The sequence below is a fragment of the Streptomyces beijiangensis genome, from assembly GCF_017315755.1.
Lineage (GTDB): Bacteria > Actinomycetota > Actinomycetes > Streptomycetales > Streptomycetaceae > Streptomyces > Streptomyces beijiangensis.
This window is the reverse complement of sequence record NZ_JAFLRJ010000043.1, coordinates 1-433: the sequence shown is the minus strand read 5'-3', so window position 1 is coordinate 433 and position 433 is coordinate 1. Positions and strand designations below refer to the sequence as shown.

1 protein-coding gene is annotated in these 433 nt (G+C 69.7%); it reads left to right on the top strand.

Features of this window, described 5'->3' with window-relative positions; genetic code table 11:
- Positions 1-433 (top strand): carboxyl transferase domain-containing protein (locus J0695_RS05830; protein WP_277989941.1); only part of this gene is annotated, 433 nt, incomplete at both ends.

Here is a 433-nt window from a genome sequence, read left to right as displayed (position 1 = left end):
CCAGGAGGGCGTCTCGGCGCTGGCCGGTTACGGCGGGATCTTCCAGCGCAACACCCGTGCCTCGGGTGTCATCCCGCAGATCAGTGTGATGCTCGGTCCGTGTGCGGGCGGCGCGGCCTACAGCCCCGCCCTCACCGACTTCGTGTTCATGGTCCGCGAGACCTCGCAGATGTTCATCACCGGGCCCGACGTGGTCCGCGCGGTGACCGGCGAGGAGATCACCCAGAACGGGCTCGGCGGTGCGGACGTGCACGCCGAGACCTCGGGCGTCGCGCACTTCGCGTACGACGACGAGGAGACCTGCATCGCCGAGGTCCGCTACCTCATCTCGATGCTCCCCTCGAACAACCGCGAGAACCCGCCCTCGCACCCCTCCGAGGACCCCGCCGACCGTCGCTCCGAGATTCTCCTGGACCTGGTGCCGGCGGACGGG